This is a genomic window from Microbulbifer variabilis ATCC 700307, assembly GCF_000380565.1.
Lineage (GTDB): Bacteria > Pseudomonadota > Gammaproteobacteria > Pseudomonadales > Cellvibrionaceae > Microbulbifer > Microbulbifer variabilis.
In genome coordinates this window covers 121,422-141,476 of record NZ_AQYJ01000024.1, presented here as the reverse complement: position 1 = coordinate 141,476, position 20,055 = coordinate 121,422, and the positions used below count along the sequence as shown (strand labels likewise).

At 48.5% G+C, this 20,055-nt stretch carries 16 protein-coding genes; 7 read left to right on the top strand and 9 right to left on the bottom strand.

Annotated features, from left to right (window positions below; all coding sequences use genetic code 11):
- Window positions 1-11: 11 nt before the first annotated feature.
- The 5 genes from G367_RS23325 (at window position 12) to G367_RS0107465 (ending at window position 5,342) form a co-directional block, all read left to right on the top strand.
- Window positions 12-1,196, top strand: a complete 1,185-nt coding sequence (locus tag G367_RS23325) for a TIGR03364 family FAD-dependent oxidoreductase (RefSeq protein ID WP_020412497.1) — start codon at window positions 12-14, stop codon at window positions 1,194-1,196.
- The gene (locus G367_RS0107480; protein WP_020412496.1) at window positions 1,186-1,740 is read left to right on the top strand and encodes an HD domain-containing protein; all 555 of its coding nucleotides are present in this window, start codon (window positions 1,186-1,188) and stop codon (window positions 1,738-1,740) included. The genes G367_RS23325 and G367_RS0107480 overlap by 11 nt, the downstream gene beginning before the upstream one ends.
- Window positions 1,741-1,789: 49 nt before the next feature.
- Window positions 1,790-2,599 (top strand): phosphonoacetaldehyde hydrolase, encoded by an 810-nt coding sequence (phnX, locus tag G367_RS0107475; RefSeq protein ID WP_020412495.1) that lies wholly within the window; start codon window positions 1,790-1,792, stop codon window positions 2,597-2,599.
- 80 nt (window positions 2,600-2,679) lie between these two features.
- Window positions 2,680-3,381 (top strand): UTRA domain-containing protein, encoded by a 702-nt coding sequence (locus G367_RS0107470; protein ID WP_020412494.1) that lies wholly within the window; start codon window positions 2,680-2,682, stop codon window positions 3,379-3,381.
- 200 nt (window positions 3,382-3,581) lie between these two features.
- The gene (locus G367_RS0107465) at window positions 3,582-5,342 is read left to right on the top strand and encodes a hemopexin repeat-containing protein (RefSeq protein WP_020412493.1); all 1,761 of its coding nucleotides are present in this window, start codon (window positions 3,582-3,584) and stop codon (window positions 5,340-5,342) included.
- Window positions 5,343-5,346: 4 nt separating this feature from the next.
- Here G367_RS0107465 and G367_RS0107460 read toward each other — a convergent pair whose 3' ends face one another.
- The 5 genes from G367_RS0107460 to G367_RS0107440 form a co-directional block, all read right to left on the bottom strand.
- The gene (locus G367_RS0107460; protein WP_020412492.1) at window positions 5,347-6,087 is read right to left on the bottom strand and encodes an SDR family NAD(P)-dependent oxidoreductase; all 741 of its coding nucleotides are present in this window, start codon (window positions 6,085-6,087) and stop codon (window positions 5,347-5,349) included.
- Between the two features lie 32 nt (window positions 6,088-6,119).
- Entirely contained in the window at window positions 6,120-8,177 is a 2,058-nt protein-coding gene (locus tag G367_RS0107455; protein ID WP_245556670.1) for an aminotransferase class I/II-fold pyridoxal phosphate-dependent enzyme, read from the bottom strand.
- 234 nt (window positions 8,178-8,411) lie between these two features.
- Window positions 8,412-8,816 carry an NUDIX hydrolase gene (locus tag G367_RS0107450; RefSeq protein ID WP_020412490.1) on the bottom strand — a complete coding sequence of 135 codons (405 nt, stop codon included), beginning with the start codon at window positions 8,814-8,816 and terminating at the stop codon, window positions 8,412-8,414.
- Between the two features lie 28 nt (window positions 8,817-8,844).
- Complete coding sequence (locus tag G367_RS0107445; protein ID WP_245556669.1) at window positions 8,845-9,948, bottom strand: phospholipase A; 1,104 nt, start codon at window positions 9,946-9,948, stop codon at window positions 8,845-8,847.
- Window positions 9,949-10,257: 309 nt separating this feature from the next.
- Entirely contained in the window at window positions 10,258-10,983 is a 726-nt protein-coding gene (locus tag G367_RS0107440; RefSeq protein WP_020412488.1) for a hypothetical protein, read from the bottom strand.
- A 619-nt stretch (window positions 10,984-11,602) separates the two neighbouring features.
- Between G367_RS0107440 and G367_RS0107435 the strand changes: the two genes are divergently transcribed.
- Window positions 11,603-12,541, top strand: a complete 939-nt coding sequence (locus G367_RS0107435; RefSeq protein ID WP_020412487.1) for a hypothetical protein — start codon at window positions 11,603-11,605, stop codon at window positions 12,539-12,541.
- A gap of 104 nt (window positions 12,542-12,645) precedes the next feature.
- On the opposite strand, the gene G367_RS0107430 is transcribed toward G367_RS0107435, so the two are convergent.
- Genes G367_RS0107430 through G367_RS0107415 form a run of 4 tightly spaced genes read right to left on the bottom strand, consistent with a single transcriptional unit; the run spans window position 12,646 to window position 18,659 of the window.
- Window positions 12,646-13,959, bottom strand: a complete 1,314-nt coding sequence (locus G367_RS0107430; RefSeq protein ID WP_020412486.1) for a lysine N(6)-hydroxylase/L-ornithine N(5)-oxygenase family protein — start codon at window positions 13,957-13,959, stop codon at window positions 12,646-12,648.
- A gap of 2 nt (window positions 13,960-13,961) precedes the next feature.
- Window positions 13,962-15,782, bottom strand: a complete 1,821-nt coding sequence (locus G367_RS0107425; RefSeq protein WP_020412485.1) for an IucA/IucC family protein — start codon at window positions 15,780-15,782, stop codon at window positions 13,962-13,964.
- Window positions 15,779-16,759, bottom strand: coding sequence for a GNAT family N-acetyltransferase (locus tag G367_RS23320; protein WP_020412484.1), 981 nt, complete (start codon window positions 16,757-16,759; stop codon window positions 15,779-15,781). The genes G367_RS0107425 and G367_RS23320 overlap by 4 nt, the downstream gene beginning before the upstream one ends.
- 34 nt (window positions 16,760-16,793) lie before the next feature.
- A complete protein-coding gene (locus G367_RS0107415; protein WP_020412483.1) occupies window positions 16,794-18,659 on the bottom strand; it encodes an IucA/IucC family protein in 1,866 nt (621 codons plus the stop codon).
- A 173-nt stretch (window positions 18,660-18,832) separates the two neighbouring features.
- Here G367_RS0107415 and G367_RS0107410 point away from each other — a divergent pair, with 173 nt between their 5' ends.
- Entirely contained in the window at window positions 18,833-20,032 is a 1,200-nt protein-coding gene (locus G367_RS0107410; protein WP_020412482.1) for an MFS transporter, read from the top strand.
- Window positions 20,033-20,055: the final 23 nt, after the last annotated feature.

The window sequence follows — 20,055 nt, the reverse complement described above, 5'->3', positions numbered from 1 at the left end:
ATAGAGCAGTTATGAAATTTGATATTGCCATTGTCGGTGCCGGGATATTAGGCAGTTTTGCTGCTTACCATGCACTAAAATCCGGAAAAAAAGTGCTGTTAATTGAAGCCAGCACTAAGCCTCACGGAGCCACGGTACGCAATTTTGGCCAAGTAGTACCATCTGGTATGAATCTAAAACTATGGCGAAATCTGGGGCGACGATCGCTGGAACTTTATGGCGAGTTGGCGACAATAATGCCGGACGCACTCTGGCAGCATGGCTCTCTCTACGTGGCTTCTTCTTTAGAAGAGGCCAATCTACTAGAGGAAATGCATGAGATTAATCGTGAGACTAACTACGTTTCCAGGCTTCTTACCTCGACGCAGTGTCACAAGCAAATTAATTTACTAAAGCAGAGTTACTGCCATGGTGGCCTCTACTATCCACAGGAAATGAGTGCCGAAAGCTCCCTGCTAATGAAGTATTTTTGGAAACTACTTGAAGACACGAAAAATTTACATTTTAAAAAGGCATCTCCGGTAATAGCCGTAGAGGAAGTCAAAAATGGGGTCCAGCTTCGCTGCTCAACAGGTGAGTCTTTTATTTCAGAACAGGTAATGATTTGTTGTGGCCATCAACTTAGTCATTTATTTCCGCACTTATTACAAACAGAACAACTACGGCTTAGTAAATTGCAGATGTTGCGCACCCAACAAATCAAGGGAGTCAAAATACCAGGGAACCTGCTTACAGGTCTGACAATACGCCGCTATGAAGCATTTAAAAGTTGCCCTAATTATAAAAATCTACCGAAGCCCCATATTGATCCAAGCTATGGAAAATTTGGTATCCACCTTCTGTTTCGACAATCTGCCGATGGCAGCATCATCATTGGCGATTCTCATGAGTACTTCACTGCCCAGGACTCAGGCACTTTGAACTATGAAATATGTCAGGAAATCAACTCACTGATGGTAGCTGAAGCCAAGCGTATTCTTAATCTACCCCATTTAAATGTTGCCAGGATTTGGAATGGCTATTACAGCCAGGAAAGTAGCCAAGGCGTATTCCTAAAATCCGCAACAGAAAATATTCATTTAATAACCGGTATTGGAGGAAAAGGTATGACAACCGGACCAGCATTAATGGAACGGGTAGTGAAGGGTATTTTGGACAAGATCCCTCTAGATGAGTGCTTAATCGATGAGAGCTAATGTTGTCGATAAAATTAAACAGTTATTTTTGCAGTACGGGAATTTAACACTTGGAGAAAAATGCACGCAGCTACAGCATGCTACCCAGTGTGCCACCTTGGCGGAACTCTCTGGTATCTCCGATGAAATGACTGTTGCAGCGTTTCTTCATGATATCGGCCATCTCCACGCTATAAAGGAAAAAATACCCGGTACGGATACTGAAGGCTACAGTGCACATGACCTAATAGGTGCAGATTTACTCGAAAGGTGGGGTTTTTCCAATACAGTCACGAAGCCTATCGCCCTACATGTTCAAGCTAAAAGATTTTTAATGAGTACAGATAACATTTATGAGACACGGCTATCCGCAGCAAGCCACAAAACCCTAAAAAAACAAGGAAAAATAATGACAGATAAAGAAAAAGATAATTTTCTTAATACCCCCTTCGCCGAGGATGCTCTGCGTCTGCGCGAGTGGGATGATTCAGGAAAAGTGCCTGGTTTAGCCGTAGCTCCTTTGGATCACTGGCTAAAGATCTGCTCAAAGGTACTTAGTCGATAGATATTTTGCCGCTCAACTCCCTTATCAATTACCAAAAAGGAGATAATCCATGGAACCACTGCAACTTAAAGCTGCTATCCTCGACTGGGCCGGAACCTTAGTAGATTTTGGCTCCCGCGCCCCTTTACAAGCGTTTATGCAAATTTTTGCTGAGGCTGGAGTTACGGTCAGTGAAGAGCAAACCCGTATTCCAATGGGTACTGAGAAGAAAGAACATATTCGCCAGATGCTACAACAAAATTCCATTCAAACTGCCTGGCAAGTGGTTCATGGGCGCCCATCCCAGGAATCTGATATAGACGGACTATATCGCCGTCTGGCCCCGATACAGATTCAGGAAATCGATAGGCACAGCCAAATAATACCCGGAGCCGACAAACTATTTGTCCGCTTGCGTGAGCGTAATATACGTATTGGTAGCACCACAGGTTACAGTCGTATAATGATTGAGGGCATGCTGGCAAAAGCTCAACAACAAGGCCTAGAGCCCGACTGTGTTATTGCAGCAGATGAAGCTGTGGGCGCAAGACCAGGACCCGCAGCTGCATTAAAGAACGTCATTGAAATGGAAATTCCGTCTGTCAGCCAATGTGTCAAGATTGATGATACCGCCGCAGGCATTTATGAGGGGCGCAATGCCGGCATGTGGACAGTTGCAGTAGTACTTTCAGGAAATGCTTCGGGATTATCTCTGGGAAGTTGGCAAGCACTCTCGGAGGAAGAAAAAAGAAATCACAGTATTGGCGCTTATCAAAAACTTGAGAATTGCGGCGCTCATTATTTGATAGACGATATCAATAAGCTTGAACCCGTACTGGTCGATATCAATCGCCGACTGGCTCTTGGACAACGCCCCTGATAGGCTATCAAACTTCAGGAATACCAGTTTGGTAGCCCAGGCCTGAGACCGAGTTTTAGATCAAACCCAAGAGAAATACTGTGTCCTCCAGTTACGTAGAAATTAAATCACATATCCAACTGTTGATCGGTAATGGTCGCCTGGCCGCCAATCACAAGCTGCCCGCTGAGCGCGAGCTGGCGGAGCAGCTGCAAGTCACACGTATTACTTTACGAGATGGTTTAAACCGTCTTGAAGGTGAGGGACTGGTGTACCGACAAAATCGCAGAGGTTGGTTTGTTGCACCAGATCGATTTGTGATGAACCCGACACAAAAGGTAAATTTCAACTCCATGACCCGACAACAGGGTTTTAGAGCAACCACCAAAGTACTTGGGGTCCGTAAGCTGACCGTAAGATACGATATTTATTCCGCCTTTAGCGCCACTAAAAGTACCAGCTACTTTGAAATCCGAAGAGTCCGCTACCTGGACCAAAGGCCAGTCATGGTAGAAGAGAGTTATCTCTCATCAGAGTGTTTTCCTGAATTATCTGACTTCGATTTATCTGGATCTATTACCGAAATATTGCAAGATAATTATAGGGTAAATATCACTCACGAGCGTTGTAATATTCAGGTTGCGAACCTGGAGTTGCAATATGCAGAGCCATTGGGTATACACGCTGGTGCTCCAGGCCTGAGAATCTTAAGACTTCGCTATGATTCTGCTGAATATCTGATTGATTATAATATTGAATACTGGCTACCCCACGCCATAGAAATGGAAGTAGCCACTAGATAGTACTTATTTTTTACCGCACCTAAAAAATTCCTTGCTCTTTAATTTTAATGAGGGAGATTGGTTAGTTGTTAGCTTTTAAATAGCTGTCTTTTCTTCGCAGTATCGCTGTAAAAATCCCTTCATTGGGATTTAATAGCTATCGTCTATTCTATCACCACTGGTCTAGACCAGAAAATCATTGAAAATACGGAATATTCGATATGAAGACACTTATCTCCTGCCTGTTGTTAATTTCGTTTGTTTCCAGTAACCAATTCGTTTTTGCCCAGAATAATAAAAAGGTACTTCTAATTGGCGTTGATGGGCTGCAGTACGAAAAGCTCAAGGATATAGACACCCCCAATTATGATCGATTAATTCTACACAGGGCTTATACCGGTGGTATCAGTGGCTCTCAAAGTCAACAGGACACTAAAAGTGGCCCCGGCTGGTCCACTATCCTTACAGGAGTTTGGGTTGACAAGCACCAAGTCACGTCCAATGACTCAGGCCTGGCAAATGCAGAATTCCCCAGTTTGTTCAAACGGATAAAGGAGGCTGATAATAGCCTTTGGGTGGGCAGCATATCCCATTGGAGTCCTATAAATACCAACTTTTTTACTACCGACCTGGCACAGGCTAACCTGGTTTTAAGTGGCCTCTCCGATGCGGATGTCACCACACGCGGCGTGCAGGAAATATCCTCAGGTCATGTGGATTTCCTTTTCCTGCACCTGGATGACCCCGATGGTGTCGGTCACAGCTCCTGTTTTGGCAATCACTATAACGAAAGCATTCGCACAAGCGACACTCAGCTGGGCGCTCTGTTAGATGCCGTAGATACACGTATTGCAAAAGGTGAAGAATGGTTAGTGCTTGTAACTACAGACCACGGCCGTGATTCTCGCGGCTGCGGGCATGGGGCACAAACTGCCAGCGAGAAAACAATTTTTATTGGCAGTAATTTGCCGTTAAATGCTGAGCACAGCGAGTTTATTGGAGATATCCACAATGGAGATTTCAAGGGAATTTATGGCCATGCTGCCCAAACCTCCATTGCGCCAACGGTGTTGCGTTTTATGGATATTGAGCTGCAAACGAATTGGAAGCTGGATGGTAACCCACTGATTGGCAGCCCTGGAATACGTAAAATGATGGCTGCTGACAATAAGACAATTAAATGGTATTCCACAGATGGCGGACCCGTGGAGATTCACCAGAATGACCAGTTCATTGATGTCGTCGACGCTAGCTCACAAAGCTGGACCGACTATACAGAAGCACAGGGAGTCCTAGACTATGTATTCGTACATAACGATACCCCAGTTGCTTTGCGTAAATCGGCCCTGGAAATTACTGCTGGCCTGGACTGGAGCAGTGCACGTGCTTACTATTTTCGCGGTGACGATCAATATGTACGCTACAATAAAACCCTGGACAAAGCCTCTAGCGGTTATCCGCGCACGACCAATAACAGTACATGGCCTGGCTTGGGCGACTATGCCCACCTGATTGTTGCTGCATTTAAAGCCAACAGTGACAAAGGCTATTTCTTCTTAAATGACGGGCGTTACCTGCGCTATGACCTCAATGAAGATCGGGTCGATTCCGGCTATCCCAAATTGGTGGACAACAATACTTGGCCTGGTTTGGCTACCTACGCGACAAAAATTCGCGCTGTCCTGAAATGGCCTAATAGCAAAGTTTATTTCTTTCTCAAAGACGGGAATTATTTACGCTATGACCTGGAAGAAGACCAACTTGACAGCGGCTACCCCCAACCTATCAATAACAGCAATTGGCCAGGACTCGGTCCTTATGCTACGGAGATTACCGCAGCCCACCAATGGAACACATTTCGTGCATATTTTTTCCTCAAAAACCAGCGCTATATACGCTACTCCATCACATCTGATCAAGCATACAGTGGGTATCCGAGAACAACAGATAATGAAACCTGGCCAGGCTTGATGACCCCCTGATTCACTACCAGGGCAAACGGCTACCATCCCAAAAAAACAGATTACCACTATCGGCGGGCGCCAGTTGTTGTAGTACATCCACAATACGCCCGGCACTCAGTGCCGGGCTGTATAATTTTCCCGACGCCAGATTACCCTGGAAGGGTTTGGAAAGTGCTGTATCCGTAGTGCCCGGATGAATGGCCACCACACAACTGTTTTCCAATCGGCGCCCCCATTCAATAGACAGGTTTTTTACCAACATATTGAGTGACGCCTTGCTGATACGATAGCTATACCAGCCCCCCAACTCATTATCGCCGATACTACCCACCTTGGCAGACAGGGATACCCACAGCAGCGGCCGCTTGCGTTGTAATTTTCTATCCAGCGCCTGGGCCAGGTGCATATGAGTGAGGAGATTGATACGCATAGACTGTATCAACCAATCATCCTCACATTGCGCTAGAGATTTTTCCGGGCCATGAAATTCATCGTGCAACAATCCACAACAGTTAATTACCCAGTCAGGCGGAGAGGAAAATTCAGAAAGGAAGGTCTCGACAGCCCTGGTAGAGTGCTCGTCCGCGAGAGAGACTGTCAGGTGACGACGCTCGCCGGCGTGTCCAGGTACCCGATCTACTGTACCACGGCTCAAAGTCACCAAAGTAATATCGGGATAGCGCCGAACAATTTCGGCGCCGATCGCGCGAGCCAAACCGCCCGAGGCACCCGCCAGTAATACCATCCTTGGTTGATCAAACATACCGGCCTCCATGCCGGATAGCTCGTGTGGCTTTATTTTGCCTTTTTGCCGCCGGACTTTTTGTCTTTGTTTTCTGATTTCTCAGCGACTTCCTTGACTACACGCAGCATAGGTTCATCTGAGCGGAAAATCAGACCGTGAATCTCCGTAGTATTCTGCCCCTGCAACAACTGCTGCAAGTACTGCACTATCTGCTCAGAAATCTCCTGGCCAGGTACCAGAACAGGGATGCCCGGCGGATAAGGCACTATCTCATCGGCGCTGGTGCGACCGATAAGATTCTGTGTAGCGTCCACCCCATTGTCCATCAACGGCAACTCTTCCGTATCGGCAAAGTAGGCATCCGCCGGCAGACAGGTGAAGCGGGTAAACTCAGGCAGGCGGCGCGGAGTACCGACATGAATACGCTTGTGAGTATTCCCCGCCAGCTGCTTCAGTGCATGAATCAAGCGCAACAATTTACTCTCAGTACTGCCCAGAGTTACCAGTACTGTGATGGTATTGTAGGTGGTCTTTTCCACTTGAATACCGTATTGATCAAACAGCTTGATCTGCATCTCATTGCCCGAATAGCCGCTGCGGGAAATATCGATGGTTACCTTGGTGGGGTCCAGGCCGATATTGTCACCTGCTAGAGGCTCAGCAATCAGGTCATCGCGGGTGAGGGCTCGGAATACTCCGGTTTCATTGACTGCACGGCGAAGGGTTTCCACCATCTGCAGACACTGCTTGAGACGCCCATATCCCTCCATCGCCATCTGCTTACGGGCAACATCGAGGCTGGCAATCATGGCGTATTGCGGGCTGGTAGACGCATGCATGTTCAGGTTTTCGCGGAAGCGGAATTCGTCGAAGTCCGGGTCCTGGACATGAATCATGCTGGCCTGGGAGAAAGCCGACAACATCTTATGGGTACTCTGGGTCACATAGTCGGCGCCACACTCAAGCGCGGTCGGGCGCAGCTCTGGGTGGAAGAAACCGTGGGCAAACCAGGCCTCATCGACCAGCACCTTGACACCGCGCTCATGGGCGTAATCGATAATAGGTTTCAAATCGTAGCGCAGACCATCGTAGGTACAGGAAGTGATAACCAATAAGCGCGCATCGCTATGTTCATCAAGCGCCGCCTCGATATCCGAGCGCTTCACCGGGCCATAAATGCCGAATTCAGGGTGCAGTACCGACTTCAGATAAACCGGCTCACAGCGATTCATCACTATCGCATGGTGAACCGATTTGTGGCAGGCCTGGTCGACAATAATCTTGCCGCCGCCACCGAGTATCTGCTGAATCACGACCTTGTTGGCAGTGGAGGTGCCATTGGTCAGGAAAAAGGTATGGCGCGAACCAAACGCCTGGGCGGCAAGATCCTGTGCTTCCTGAATTACCGAGTGCGGTTCCAGCAGGCTGTCGAGTATCTGTACGGAAACAGACAAATCCGTATTGAATACATGCTCGCCCATAAAGCGGTAAAAGTCCCCAACCCAGGGGCTGTTGCGCAGGCTGTCACCACCGGAGTGACCAGGAGTATGCCAAGCGTCACGTGCGGAGAATACATATTCCTTCAGGGTATCGGCAAAAGGCGTGGAGGCGCGGCGGGCAATAAACGCCTGTACCAGGCGGAACATATGGTTGAAATTGCCCTCTCGGCGATCAAACAGCTCGTCAAAGCGGCGACGCAGGTTGGCGAGGGATTCTGCCCCCGCCTCACCAATTGGCGAGGTAGCACCGGCAACATCACTGTGGGCCACCAGGAAGATATTGAGTTGAGAGCGCAGAGCATGGATGCGGTCGGCCAACTGGTCGGCCTCTTGCAGGCCTTTAGCATCATTGCCACCATCCACTATAACCGCTTGTAAGCGATCTTCATCGCGCCCCAGGCGCTCTACATCTGCGGGGGCTACCGCTTCAAAGTGCAGTCCGAAAGGATTTTCATGGCGAGCGGCGGTGCTGTTCAGGGCACTGATCCAGTCCCCCGCCAATTTGCTGTCTGCACTCACCAGAGCGATATGACATTCCAGCTTCTGCGCGCTGTCATTCAGGTTGCCCAATTCAGGCATTTTCAATTCCAAGCCCATATTCTTATCCATCAGCATAGCCCGCAACTTGTTGCAGGCTGCCGCCTTAATTATTTAACTATTTGATTTTATTAACTTTTCTTAAGTCCTCCAGCTATGGCGGAGGATCTGGAATTTCGCGGCTAAAAAGCCAGGGGGCAAATATTAATGGAGCAGGCGCGGGATTTCCGCGACAGGGAAGCATTTGGCGAAATTCGCCAAATGCATGGTGACCGACCAGATCTATTGCCAAGGAAAAGTGGAAAGTTAGAACTTTGCGCTGCGCACACTGCCATCGAACTCCAGGCAGTCCCTGACTCTCTGCCGCTGTACCTCGGAAAGCTGATCCAGAGGGAAATACGCCATTTCAGAGTGCTCGTTTGACAGGGTGATATGCCTCCTGTCGGTAAAGCGGGCCCGAAAGATAAAAACGTGGGAGTTATAGACCTTGTGGTAATAAATACCACTCAGATAATCAATATCTACATCCCGCCCCAACTCCTCGCGACACTCCCGTCGCAGGGCTTCGTGGACTGTTTCACCTGGGTCCAGAGCCCCACCGGGCAGCCCCCAGCTACGATTGGCGTAGGTTGCCAGCAGCTGCAGGACTTCGCCCACTTCATTAGTAATCACCGCATGCGCACTGAGGCGGTAGCTGTCTTCAAACCCCATCGATCCCATCCCTGGCCGTTAGAGGCTGTTAGAACCCCTGAGCCAGAGTGAAACCAAAGCCCAGGGTCTGTACAGACTCATCGTAGTCGATCAGGCTCTCACCATAGCCATTGAAATAACGGATATAACCATCCACCCGCTTTCCCAGTGGGAATCCCCAGGTCAGCTCAACAGCGCCACGATTATCTGAGCGCAAATTGTTGCGCACCATAATCGCGATAGAGTGGTCACCATCCCGGTAACGCCCACCCAATTCAAAATGACCGAGGTAGTGCTCAATATCCGGATTGTCATCATCCTCTCGCGCCTCTGGAATCCTATACCAGGGCTTAAGACCTATAGAAAAGTTATCCCGCTCAAAGATAAAGTTGGCATAAATTCGATTCCAACTGCGTGAGTAGGGCTCACTGCGTCCATTTGATTGATGATTAAAGGCAATCTGATTGGCGACGTTATGCCAGCCGAACAGGCTCCAGTCGTTGAGCCAGGTCAGGATTAACTCTGGCTCATGATTGGTCTCTCGGAATGGCGCCGAATCATCCGAGTTATAAGCCTGCCAAAAGCTGCGATTGGTGTAAGCCACACTCATGAAAGAGGCACTACCGAGAAAGCCACGCCACACCGGTACCTGCACCGAGAGCTGGAACTGTACCTCGATATTATCCAGGTCGCGGTCCTCGTAATCGGTCACCCCCCCTGTCTCCGGGGAGGGATTGTAGGTGAAAGGCAAAATATAATTTGCCTTATGGGAGGCCAGGGTGAAAGGGTTACTGGCTGCATCTCGAATTGCCTGGGCCCGCCCTCCCAGCAGTACCTGATCGGTGGGAAGCTCCTCTGCATATTCCTCAACTACCGGATCTACCTCAAAGTAATCTTCCTCAATGCCCAACTGGGCACGCACTCTCTCGGCACAGAGTAGGCGTATTTCCCGTAGGGTGGTATCGGCAGAAGAGATAAGTAGCTGTTCTTGCAGGCACTGTTCATGCTCATGCTGCTGATCCAGCTCCTTAATCTCTACTTGGCGCTCCTCACCAATACTGGCCATGGCAGTATTCAATGGAAAATGGGCAACCACAAGCAGAGAGGCAAAAAATCTAACTCTATTGCGAGTGACGAATCTTAAAAAGGACAAAAGGCGCTCCCCCATTGGCACGCAGTAAAAGTGACGCAAGCTTACACTGGAGAACTGAAAAAATCCTGCCGCATTAGTTCCCGGATGCAAGTATAAAATCAGTATATTTTCCGATTTATTAATAACGGAAAGGAAATGTTAAGTCAGAAAATACCGGTAAAATAAGGAGTTGGGAGATGAATCAATATTAAGCACAGAAATAGGGCAAAAAGTTTACTCGGATACTTTATATGGATAGTCGCTATTCAAGCGACTGATAAAGCCATTCCATTCACCGCATGTTTCGGCAAACTCAGTCGGCGAAATTGCTCAACAAACCAGACTGGTCAGACATGGAGACCACTCGAGGTCTCTTAGGCGAACCTGCCATAGGCGACCCGTACTGGATGGCCAGTCGTAACCGACCAATAGACTGCGACTATCAACGTAGCAGTGCGCATCCCGCTCGGCTTCATCGCCCTGATAAATATAACCGCAAATATCTGGCCCCATATCCTGTGCACGCTGGCTGGCCAGATCTCCGGCCATAGTCCTAGCGCTGCGATGGCTGACCCTCGGTGACAGTAATTTCCCCCGCTGGGAAGGATCAACAATATCCGGAGAAACCACTTCCAAACCATCCTTGTGTTGTACAAGTGTCTTTAAGAGGGGCCCCATAAACACGCGCATCAGAGGAAACAACAGCCGAGACTCGCCCAGCAATTGGGCCTGCTGGGGGCCGTTAGGACCCTCCCAGGAAGCTTCAATCTCATCCCCTAAGCGAGGCGCATACCCCTGAGGACTGCTTAGACGATAATGAGCACTTACCTCATCCACCTCGTCGCGCCAGTGGACATGGCACTCACTTACCAGGCCGGCACAAAGTAGCGCTGAAACCTCTATTCCATAGCCCTGTTCACCTACCAGGCGTCGACTCACCAGGGTACGACGCCCCTCTGAATCGTGGCCCAATTGCCAGCTGTCCCGCACAGGCATTTCACGCCCGTCACAGCTGTAGTGATATCGACCTTGCGCAAGAGTAGAGTTCAAACGCATTGCAGATTTCCTCCCTGCTTACTGCAAGCACCAGACTGATAGTTCAGTACCCAAAAAGTATTGCACATGGAAGATTGACCACGAAGATTTTAGCGCCTGCTTGTGAGGGTTTCATCCTCTATAAAATAATAGCCCAGCGACCAAATATAAATTGGGCGACGTAATAACAAATAGTGAAACACCCACCTATAGGCTCCATAAGACAGTAAAACTGTATTCACAAGTGAAAACCGCAATTAATTTTAAGGGTAAAATTCACAACTCATGAATATCTTCAGGTTAACTGTGCATTACTATCACCTCTTTCTAACCCCCTTAAAAAACGGATAAGTATTCTGCATATAATTACAAAGCCTGAATAAGTAACTCCCTCCCTTTTCACTTCTTGTCCAATTCCGATTAATACAGGCCATTACAAACTGATCTCAATCGAATATTTGCAATGTAAATGTATTATTATGCTTTCATCGTTCCAAGAGAGCAGTCAAATAATATTTGGCATATCTAAATGCAACGCCAGAATTAATTGACGAAGTAGAAAGCAAAATAAGTTAGCTTAACGCTCAGCAATGTTATTAGAAATAAGACAAATTGTTTTGATTATAAGTGAGTTACTTCTATGCCAACTTTCGCCTATCAATCCATTAACTCAAACGCGAGTACCAATCATGGGGTCAGTGCCTCCAACAGCCAGCATTTCACCCGTATGACTCACAACCATCAAGCCGCCAACCAGGATCGCTGGCACCTAATTATGCCAACGGCTGACGGTTTGGACCCTCATGTTCCAATTCACGGCCCAGCTCAGCTGGTCGCACAAGCACCACACGGCTATATGGCTAAAGGCCAGCACAACAATGCACAATTTCTCAGTATGATTGAAGGTAAAGCTCGTCAGACTCACCAGCACCTGTATCGCTCACTGGGTCAGACCTGTGATCTTTTAGTGTATGGAGAAATGGACGGAGCCAATAGCGAATGGAGTTCCATGCAGCAACATGCTGGGGGGTTGGTGGGGTCGAGTTCTACAGGAAAGGCCTGTAACAGCTTCAGTGTTCACGCAGCCAATACCACTCAACATCAGATTCTCGGCTCTGGCATGGGCTGGATTGCAATCAGAAGCGGGAATGTGAATGCCGTGTTCGTGCATGTACCTAACAGTATTGCCAAGAAGGAAAGCGAATCAGTCATTTTCTATCGCAATATTAATAACCTTCTAATTCAGCAGGGTTATGGCGCTATTGACCTTGTTATGGGCGACACTAACCAGGGAAATGACAGTTTCACCCCCTGCGCACTTAGTGTGGCAACAGGCACACTATTTCGCGATGCACATACAGAGGACGAAGTAAATCCTTTTGATTCCTACCAGCGTAGTTTTACTGGTACCAACAGCACGGCCAGTAAAAAATATGACGTTGCCGCATACAATACCAAGACCATTCGAGTAATCAAGGTGGACTATATCTCACAGAGCACCCCGGTTAGCGTCAACGGTTCCGACATGGCAGCCGCGGTAACCGATCATATGGGAATTTTTATTGACGTTGCCAAGTGATAGTCAGAATAGATACCACAACGGGGAAAGAAAACTAAAACCAGGCTTATGATCGAATCTACCCTGCATTAAAAGATAGATTCGATCAAAAAAAACTCTATAAATTAAGCAACCGCAATCTGCTGGGCTTCAGGGGTAATCCACTTCATCAAATTGCCTGCTTGCTGATTGTCATACACCGCTTTGCCATGTAAGTCATTAACTACTTGTGCAGCTCGCCAGGCGGAAAGACTTAATTGCGGTTCCGCAATACCATGACTGGTACGGCCAGTGCCGAGGAAGTATAGGCGACGCTCACTATCATCCCCATTAAGCTTTGTTGCAAATGCATCATCAAGCAACAGGCGCCCTTCTGCATCCCTAGGAATGCGCTCCTGTAGAGGAGCTAAACAGGCTGGAAGAGCCTCTCGTAAACCTGTGCACAAAATAACGATATCCGCATTTATCCACTCATTACCATCTGCATCACCCAGTAAGTGATTCTGTAATTGTAACTGGTAATCACCGCGACAGGACATATTCACTAATTCGCGATTGGGCATCAATGTCACTCGTTCGGAATCCTTCTCCAGATGCACGAGACGATAAAACAGCTGATATAGCTGTTTGAGCGTGTCTGGAGAAATCCCATCGGATGCCAGTTTCTGTTCGGCAACAACCTCTTCACGGCGATGAGGGCTCAGCTGGCGGAATACCTCAACATATTCTGGGGTAAACCAATCATTTGTAAACGGTGTTTCATCCAGGGGCAGATAATTGCTGCGACGGGATACCCAAGTTACCTGCTGCGGGCGCCCCCAGTGTTTGCCAAGAAGATTTATTACCACTTCAGCACCAGTCTGACCACCACCAATCACGGCAACACGCTTGCCACTTACATCGGGGTTGCGCAAAGCTATTTCCAACGCATGGAAACAATTTTCAGAAAGGAATGGTCGGCTACACTCCGGGATATTTGGCTTTTTACCAGCCGCAACGCACAGATTCTTAGCAAGTATCTGTTCACGACCATTGGGCCCATGTACGTCCAGCTCAAAATAATCACCATTATCCACCACACTCTGAACACGGCTACTCATTTGGATACAATCCAGACGACGTGCAGCCCAAGCCAGGTAATCGGCAAATTCCCGGCGCATCACGGTACGTTGTTCTGCATGGAGAAAATCATAAAAGCGCTTGTTTTCCACTAAATATGCCAAAAAACTATAGGGGTTTGTAGGGTCAACCGGTGTTACCAGATCTTTTAAATAGGAAGTCTGCATCATGGCGCCCGGTAACATCAAACCCGGGTGCCAGGAAAATTCCGCTTTAGCGTCGAAGAAACGATGGCTCAGGAATTTATCCTGCATTAAAGCGGCAACGGCCAGGTTAAAAGGACCGGCCCCGATACCGGCAAGATCTAGGAAATTACTCATGATTAGGCCTCTAAAGCGGAAGCGGTTTCTGTTTGTGATTTGGGTTGTTGGAACTCTTGCTCAGCGAGCCAAAGAGGGTTGTGCAGGTCACCACCGACGATGGGGACCGGGCGCTCAGCGCTGTCATCATAGCCCTGCCGCAAGCGCACACGATTAATACAAACACGCTCGATGTGAGGGCGGAATAAATTAAACAGCTGGAAACGTTTCGCCATGTGAGCACTGTGCTGTTGCGCAGATTCCTGATAACGGCGCAGTACCCGAGCCAAAATTGCGTAGAATTCCAGCTCTTCCAATCCGATCTCTATCATTAATTGAGCAGACAGGTATCGCAATACTGTTACGAAGTGACCAGTGAACAGATCGTGAATAATGTAATTGGGTGGTAGCTGGTCGAGTGCTTGCACCGCTGCTTCCGGTAAATCTGCACGCTCAGGAAACTCCCCTTCGGCGAGACGCAGATCCCCTTGAAAATCCTTCAAGAGGACACGCACCACTTTATTATTACGCAACACCAACGTCAGGTTTTGCGAATGAGCCACCAAGCCTATGCCATAGCAACTCAGTAAATGATAAAGAGGCACTACCGTCGCCTCGAACAAATGCTCAAGCCATGCATGAGCAGAGAGCCCGGAAGCTTTTATCAGAGCCACAGCTACAGATTTACCGCTGGCATCTCTCTGCAGCAAGGCAGCCATTAAAAGATGGCGCTCTCCCTCTGCACATAGTCCAGCTGGACTCTGCCGCCAGGTGGCCCCGAGCAACTCCTTGTAGCGATAAGGAGTTCCATCAATTAACTCATGATGAAAGTGCGGTACGTGCAACCCCGCCACTTCCTGTAAAACTCCTGTGCCACGAGATTGTAATTCGCCATCGCGTTCACAAAGCTGCTGCATCCATTCGGATAGCCCTGGACCGCAGCGCATAAATTTACCCGGAATTCCGCGATAACAAGAAGTATTTAAAACCGTCAGTGGTAACTTTACATGCAGGGCTCGAGGGCGATCCAGATTCGACAGGGTACGCAGTGATACTTGTGGCAAGTACTGGTCACCAAATTCTCCAAGTAATACTAAATCGCCACGAAAAATCTGTTGTGCATAGTGTTGGCGAATATGATGTTGCCACTGCCAAGGGTGCACTGGTAGTGGCAAAAATGCTTGCCAATCGATACCTTGCTTGCGGCACACTTCAGACAGCTGCTTCAGTTGTATTTCATTAAGGCTCTCTGCCAATAAATCTGGCCAGTCCCAGGAATCATTATTTCCACTAACAACCAGCTCCCGCCGGACCGCAAGCCATAATAATCGAACACCCTGGGAAGCCTCTGTACCATAAGCATTAAACTCTTGTGCCCCCCAACCGATACGCCCTTTATTCACCATCGCTTTAGGATGACCATCCAGCAGGCATTGCAGCTGTTCATCAGGCAATTTTGCCAGAGCTTGGGCATTTAATTTTTCGCGTTTTTGTAATAGAGCAACATCGGCAACCAGAGTATTGGCAAGTTCTTGTAATAGATTACCCAGAGTACTGGACGAGGCCTCCAAATCCTGAGCGGCATCAATAAAAAATTGTGCCGCATCATCGGCGGGCTTCACTTCTGTATCCCGTATACGTTCAATGTCACATGGATCTATTAATAGCCAATCCCAGATGGTCAACTTGCCCTTGAAGCGATAAACAACCCCTGAGGAGAGGTGTACAGAATATCGACCATCTGTTTCTACTACAGCACTGAGCGCCTGCTCATAGCAAAGCTCAGCCAGTGACTTTACCAATAGAGCTGTATTTGCCAGCTTCCAGTGTTTGTCCCCGCTCATACTCCCCCCATGCTCCGAAAAAAATCTTTCCGCTTACACATCACCAACGCGGCGCGTTTGTGCGGAAAATCAAACTCTTTAATTTTTTTCCAGCTAAAAGTTCCGTTGATATATTTAAGCAACGCCCGGTTATCCGCCCGTGGTTCTCCAACCAAATTTTCAGTCCGTGTATCATCAAGGAACATAAAATGGGAAATACCATTAAACCAGGCATAGGCAAAACGCTTGCCTAAATAACGCAGGTCACCAACCAGCATATGTGCACCACGATCGAATGGCTGGCAATCGTAGTAGGGCGCAATACGATCTTCGAGGGCCCAATAAACTTCAAAATAGGCGAAGGGTTCATCGTCAAAACAAGCGATCAAAGGGTATTTATGAGGATCCTCAATAACAGTATCGATAAACTGCCGCTGCTTGTCTGCATCACCCTCCTCTTCCCAAAATTGGGCTACACGTCTCTGGTTCATCCAGCCGGTAAAGCGCTCCAAATCTTTCTGAGGGTCTAAGTGGCGCAAGCTAAAATCCATTCCCAGGGAGTGGAAATAACGTCGATAGACTTCCCCTTTTGGTGGTACCGCACGGAGTGGATGGCGAACTCCCTGCTCATTCTTCACCCACTGCAGAGGAAATTTTCCAGCGTTATTTCCACAATACCAAAGCTCCGCACGCTGATAAAAACCACTGCGGGAAACCCGGCTTGCCACTGTATCTGTTTCAACGATATCTATGTTTTGTAATGCCGGGTTCAGTGCAAAGAGCCAATCAAACCATAGGTCTAATTCTACGAGCTGCGCATTACCGTGTGTTAAAATAATTCGTGCGCAATCCCGCCCTGGAATGTATTCAATTTGGAAGTAATCTTTCCCATTAAATTGACAACAATATCCACCAGGAGCAATTTGCCAAGAGCGTCCATCAGGAAGCTGACCATGCTCCTCCAGGGACTGTTCAGGCACAGCTGTTAAACTGGTCATAAATCTATCCTTGCAGTTTTTTTACACATATTAATCAGGCTTCTTCAGCTGTAAGCTCTACTGCCGATATCAGGGGATTCGCCATCTTGTGATAGATAGAAAGCGGGTCTTCGGTCGTGGTCTCATTCATCCCGATAACCGCACATTGGAAATTGCCCTTGGCCCAGATCTCAGGTGAATTGAGCAGGTACTCCAGGCAACTACTATCTCTTCGCTGACCTTCATGTAGCAATAGAAGGCGTTGACGCAACTGACGCAATAATTCCCGCTCAGTGATTAAGCCCGCAGCGGAAAGGGCGCAAATCAAACCGAAACAACTATTGACGATGAGATAGTAAACAAACAGTCGATTCGCCATTTGCTCATCAATTACATTTTCACTACCCTGCGCCAAATTGGGCAGATAAGGTTTAAGAAGTTGCTCCCCCAAACGGCTATAACCACTGCCCTGGCAATCTCTGAAATAACCAGCAACAGGCAGGGGACCTTCAAACGACAGGATCAAGTTTTGCTGGTGGGCACCAAACAAAATTCCGAAATCAGCCTGGGCAATCAATAAAGGTTCTATTACTGCATCGAGGAAGGCGTTAAACCAGCGTTTAGTGGCTGCCTCAATAGAAATACTCTCCTCATCGGCAAGACACTGAACTAATTGCGCGGCTCTGCAAGGAGATCCGTCTGGGTGATCCTGTGTCAAAGTAGCCAACAAGCAAGTATTTTCTGCTGATTCACCAAGGAAAGGATTTTCCCGGAACATAACCAGGCTTTCTATAATTTGCTTACCATCAATGTCGGCAAGCATCAGGTAGGCTGGCTCTGCCAATACCTGAAATCTCGGATAGCGGTTGGCAAATTCCTGTCCTACCGGTGTACCCCTTACCTTCAGCACTTCAAGTCCGCGAACCATTTCTTTCGGCTGCAGGGTGCGCACGGAGTTGGTTAACCGCAAACTGAGAGAGAATTTAAGCATATATGGGCTATTGCCACTGTAAATTGCGCGCAGAGAGGAAGTTGCTCGCCAGGATTCACTACCCTCACCCAGCTCTACAATTTTTCCAGCCTCAAGTAATTCCACAACACTCTGGACTTCACACAATTTTCGCCACTGCCAAGGATGTGCGGGAAAAGCGACAAACCCTTCGGGCGCTACGGGGCCACCATCTACTCCACGCACCAAGTCGGCGAACTGTACTTCACTAATTTCAGCGCCACTGGCCCCCTGCAAAAATTGAGGATCAACCCCCAGCCATACCAGGGCAAAGCGATTATTAAATTCCGGTGCGTAGCACTCGGCATCTTTATCGGTAAATGGGTCTCGGCTTTTCGGGGTTGGATGTATGGAGTGGCCACATAAAAGCGCCTGTTCTGCCTCGGCAAAACTGAGGGGTAAGGAAAATAACTTTTCTGTATCGGCACTACGTGCAACCAGTGCCTGGGTCATATTTTTTACACTGGACGCAACTCGGCGAGTAAATTGCGTTCGGGATTCCACAGTGGCGCCAGGAAAAAATGAGAAGTCCTGGGCGACCAACTCTGCAGCCTCGGCCATCTCAATCACCTTGCTGCTCCCATCATTCGCTCGCCATACCATGGGCAGAGCGAACTGGTGCCTACCACACTCACTGTGATAGGAAATGTTCAACCAAAGTTCGGCGCTAGATGCCGGCAGGGGAATACTTACTGCTGGAAGACCGATTCCATCCGGAAGTTGTTCACCCTCCTGCATGTGCCATGTGCCGCAACCCGTTTCTCTCAACAGCGCATTAAAGAAACAATTGGCTGACATTCGTTCAGCAAATGCATTGACCGGGCTGTATTGATCAGTCATAAATATCTCTTGAGTACCAACCATGCCAACAGTGCGGTCATACTGAACCGAACCGGGTTGGGGATCGTTCATAAATGGGGTTCTTAACTGAGAAAATACTAAATGCGAATGATTTGTATTTAGAAAATCATGCAGGTAAAATTTCCGTTATTCAAGCTTTTTATTGAAAAAATGATTCGGATGAGAATTTCTGCACAGAAGCGGGCGTCCGTTTAGCTGTTTTCATTTAATCCGCGGAGTACCCAATGCGGCGATCCCCTCACCAGAAAAAAATCCACTGGATAGTAGCCAGCCAGGGAGCAGCTCAGGTCGTGCTGCTTACCCAAATCCCACTGATCGTTGAGCGTTGCGGCTTAAGTTTGGCCAGTATCGGTGGCCTTGTGGCACTGGGTACTCTATGCCTGATGGTGGCCGGGCCACTATGGGGGGAACTCGGGGATAGGATTGGTCGCAAGCCTGTATTGCTCGCGGGACTGACTGGCGCCCTATTCGCTCAGTGCCTCTTTGTGGCACTGCTAATTGCACTGGCACAGGGGCTTATCAGCGAAGGTAGCGCATTGTTTGCTCTGGCGATTAGCCGGATCATTTACGGGTTAAATGCCGCCGCTATTTACCCATGCTGCCAAGCCTGGGCCGTTGAATTGGGGGAACCAGAAAAACGTTTGTCGATACTCTCAGGTTTAAGTGCGGCAGCGAACCTGGGGCGAGGGCTTGGGCCGCTACTGGCCTTACCCGCGCTGCTGGCAGGCGACTTGTGGCCCATGGCTTGGCTTGTTCTGCTACCTCTCACAGCTCTGTATTTGACCCTGAGCCTACCCCCCACCACAAATAAATCCCAACCTAGTTCCGGTGAGAAAGCAGCCTTGCCGCCGGGATCGCTGGCTTTATTTGCCACAGCATTACTCGGCACAGTCAGCGTCGGCCAGCTTCAGGTAATAATGGGGCCCGCGCTTAAAGATTTATACGGCCTGAGCGCCTTGGGAGCCTCCTCTGCTACCGCTGTGTTGTTGGCTACTGTGGCAATCTGCGGTTTTCTGGTTCAAGTGGGGTTAGTGCGCAGGCTCAAAGCACCACAGTTGAGCTTTATGCTGGGGGTCACATCGCTGTGCACTGGTAGTATTTTTCTCTCCTCCACCCTGGGGAGCCTTCTCGCATTTTTTGGGTTACTTGCCTTTGTTGTCGGTATTGCTTTCCTGGTGCCGGGTTACAGCGCACTATTAAGTCAATCCCGGCAACGTGGAGGCAGGCTCTTTGGACTTTTAGCTCTAATGCACACCGGTGGATATACCATTGGGTTCGCGCTGGGAGGCTGGCTATATGAGGAGCACCCCCAACAACCTCTTTTAGGGATGCTCCTCAGTGTGGGGCTGATTGCTGTGTGCGCGTTATTCGCACTTTTTCGTGCTAAAAAAGGAAAAGAAAAGCAAGCGAGTTTGGAGGTCTAGCCCATGATTTATCTTCAATAACA